This is a genomic window from Mesorhizobium sp. M4B.F.Ca.ET.017.02.2.1 (assembly GCF_003998955.1).
Lineage (GTDB): Bacteria > Pseudomonadota > Alphaproteobacteria > Rhizobiales > Rhizobiaceae > Mesorhizobium > Mesorhizobium abyssinicae.
Genome location: NZ_RZOF01000544.1, coordinates 1 through 2,477 on the forward strand (window position 1 = coordinate 1; position 2,477 = coordinate 2,477).

5 protein-coding genes are annotated in these 2,477 nt (G+C 64.1%); 1 reads left to right on the plus strand and 4 read right to left on the minus strand.

Annotated elements, in window-relative coordinates; genetic code table 11:
* Nucleotides 1-2: 2 nt before the first annotated feature.
* Nucleotides 3-671 carry an SDR family oxidoreductase gene (locus EN738_RS33510; protein ID WP_127287278.1) on the plus strand — a complete coding sequence of 223 codons (669 nt, stop codon included), beginning with the start codon at nucleotides 3-5 and terminating at the stop codon, nucleotides 669-671.
* A gap of 21 nt (nucleotides 672-692) precedes the next feature.
* Here the strand turns inward: EN738_RS33510 and EN738_RS33515 are convergent, their stop codons facing one another.
* The 4 genes from EN738_RS33515 to EN738_RS33530 all read right to left on the minus strand — a co-directional run.
* Nucleotides 693-1,070 carry a DoxX family protein gene (locus tag EN738_RS33515; protein ID WP_127287279.1) on the minus strand — a complete coding sequence of 126 codons (378 nt, stop codon included), beginning with the start codon at nucleotides 1,068-1,070 and terminating at the stop codon, nucleotides 693-695.
* Nucleotides 1,071-1,134: 64 nt separating this feature from the next.
* The gene (locus EN738_RS33520) at nucleotides 1,135-1,593 is read right to left on the minus strand and encodes a carboxymuconolactone decarboxylase family protein (protein ID WP_127287280.1); all 459 of its coding nucleotides are present in this window, start codon (nucleotides 1,591-1,593) and stop codon (nucleotides 1,135-1,137) included.
* A 12-nt stretch (nucleotides 1,594-1,605) separates the two neighbouring features.
* A complete protein-coding gene (locus tag EN738_RS33525; protein ID WP_127287281.1) occupies nucleotides 1,606-2,136 on the minus strand; it encodes an Rrf2 family transcriptional regulator in 531 nt (176 codons plus the stop codon).
* A gap of 111 nt (nucleotides 2,137-2,247) precedes the next feature.
* On the minus strand, nucleotides 2,248-2,477 hold a 230-nt coding region (locus EN738_RS33530; protein ID WP_189606108.1), incomplete at its 5' end, for a 4Fe-4S dicluster-binding protein.

Sequence of the window (2,477 nt, forward strand, 5' to 3'; positions counted from 1 at the left end):
GCTTGGCCACGGCCAGGCGGCTGGTCGGTCCCGCCATGAAAGTGACGATCACCGGCCGCAACGAGGACAAGCTCAAGGACGCCTGGAGGACCCTTGGCGGCAGCGTCGGCAAGGCCGCCTTCGACGCGACCAGGCCGGATGAGGTCCGGCATTTCTTCGACGGCCTCGGGTATTTCGATCACCTTGTCCTGGCGGCAAGCGGCGGCAAGGGTCTTGGGCCGTTCGCGACCCTCGACCTCGCCGACATCGGCAGCGGCGTCGACGAAAAGATCCGGCCGCAGCTCTCCTGCCTGCAGGCGGCCCTGCCGACGTTGAGCAAACACGGATCAGTGACCTTCATTTCGGCCGTTTCGGCACAGCTCGCCGCGCCCGGCATCGCCGGCATCGGCGCCATCAACGGCATGCTTTTGACCGTGGCGCCGATCCTCGCCGTGGAGTTGAAGCCGCTGCGCGTCAATGTCGTGGCTCCGGGTGTCATCGACACGCCGTGGTGGGATTTCCTGCCGGACGACCAGCGGCAGGCGGTCTTTGCCGAATATGCCGGCAAGACGCCCGTCGGCCGTATCGGCCGCGCCGAGGACGTCGCCGACGCGATCGCTTTCCTGGTCTCCAACGGCTTCATGACCGGCCAGGTGCTGACCTGCGACGGTGGCCTGCGATACGCCGAGTGACGGAGACAATCGCAGCCGCGCTCAAAGCGGCTGCGCCATCAGCGCAAGGAACCCACCGGTCAGCGCAACATTGGCGACAAAGCCGTTGATGCGCGCCGCTCGCTCCGGGCCTTGATGATCCCAGAAATTGTCGAACATGATCGTTGCGACGACCAGAAACAGGATAAGGCAAGCAGCGCCAAGCGCGGCCCAGACGCCCGCCACGATCAGGCCGCCGGCGACGACCTGCAGGAGGATGCCGAGCCACAGGGCCAGCCCCGCCTGCAGCACGCCGCGTTCGGTCATCAATTTGGTCAGGAACGCCCTGTTCCGGATGTTGCGCAAGCCGGCAAAGACAAAGGCGCCGCCAAGCAGCAGTCGCGCGGCAAGCAGAATCTCGTTCTGAAAATTTGCAAACATGCCATTGATCTCGCGATAAAAAGACGCGGGGCCGATCTCCCGGCCCGCGCGCTGGCTCGATGGCTCAGGCAGCTTTCGCCGCCTGCGTCGGATGAATGGCCTGGAACGGGACGCAAAGCCGGTTCCAGGTGTTGATCATGCCGATCGCGACCGACAGCTTGACCAGTTCCTCTTCCGAGAAATGCGCGAGCGTACGGGCATAGAGCTCGTCCGAGACGCCGTTCTCGGAAATCTTCGTCACCGCTTCGGTCCAGGCGAGCGCGGCACGCTCGCGTTCGGAAAACAGCGGCGATTCCTTCCAGGCGGCGACGAGATAGAGCCGCTGCTCGCTCTCGCCGTCCTGCCGCGCTTCGCGGCTGTGCATATCGACGCAGAAGGAGCAGCCGTTGATCTGCGAGGCCCTGAGCTTGATCAGATGCAGCAGGCTCACCTCCAGCCCGCATTCGTCGACCGCCTTGTTGAGCGCCGACACCGCCTTCATGATTTCAGGCGCCTTGGCGAAGAATTGCAGCCTCTGTTTCATGGTTCTTACCTTTCACTCTTGCTTGGGGGAACTTTGGTTTGGATGAACCTTCTGCGGCCGCTGATAGCGGACAACGAAGGCGCAGCCCGCCGCGACCGAGCGCGGATCGGCCTCGCTGACATAGTCCGCCACGATCGCCGACAGCCTGACCTCGGCGAGCGCCGCCCGATAGGCGCGCTCGGCCTTGAGCATCGCGGCATTGATGCCGCATGGCTTCACATAGGCCGAAGCATCGAGCCGCACAGGGCCGCGCTGGCGGATCTCGCCGCAGCGGAAGGCAGGTTCCCTGCCCTCGACGGCGAGCACGATGTCGAGCAGCGTGATGCGCTCGGACGGCTTTGCCAGACGGTAGCCGCCGGCCGGTCCCGGCACCGATTCCAGAATGCCCGCGGCCGTCAGCATGTTGAGATGCTTGAGCAAATAGCTCGGCGACACACCGAAGGCCTCCGCCAAGGCGGCGCCCGGCATGGTCGCGGCGCCATCCACCCCGGCGAGCATCGCGGCGCAGTGGATCGCCGCCTCGACGCCTTCTCCCAGTTTCATGATGCCACGCTCCAGTTCATTGATATCTTTTATCGTGGATATTTTTTATCTGCAATAGCAAAATGAAAAAGCGGCGTCCGAAGATGCCGCTTTTCTCGTCGCGTACCTGCCCTATTCCGCCGCCGCCTTGGCCATCGGATTGTTCGGGTGCGTCGTCCAGTTGGCATAGACCGGCGACACCGGCTTGCCGGTGCGCTCGTCCATCGCGCCGACGGCCAGCGGCTCCATGGTGATGCAGCCCTCGACCGGGCAGACATTGACGCAGAGATTGCAGCCGACGCACTCGGCCTCGATCACCTCGAAATGCCTTGCGCCATTGACCATGTTGGTGATCGCCTGGT

Excerpts from the sequence above, each read along its gene's own strand:
- EN738_RS33515 (WP_127287279.1), bottom strand. The coding sequence starts at position 1,070 with ATGTTTGCAAATTTTCAGAACGAGATTCTGCTTGCCGCGCGACTGCTG.
- EN738_RS33520 (WP_127287280.1), bottom strand. The coding sequence starts at position 1,593 with ATGAAACAGAGGCTGCAATTCTTCGCCAAGGCGCCTGAAATCATGAAG.
- EN738_RS33525 (WP_127287281.1), bottom strand. The coding sequence starts at position 2,136 with ATGAAACTGGGAGAAGGCGTCGAGGCGGCGATCCACTGCGCCGCGATG.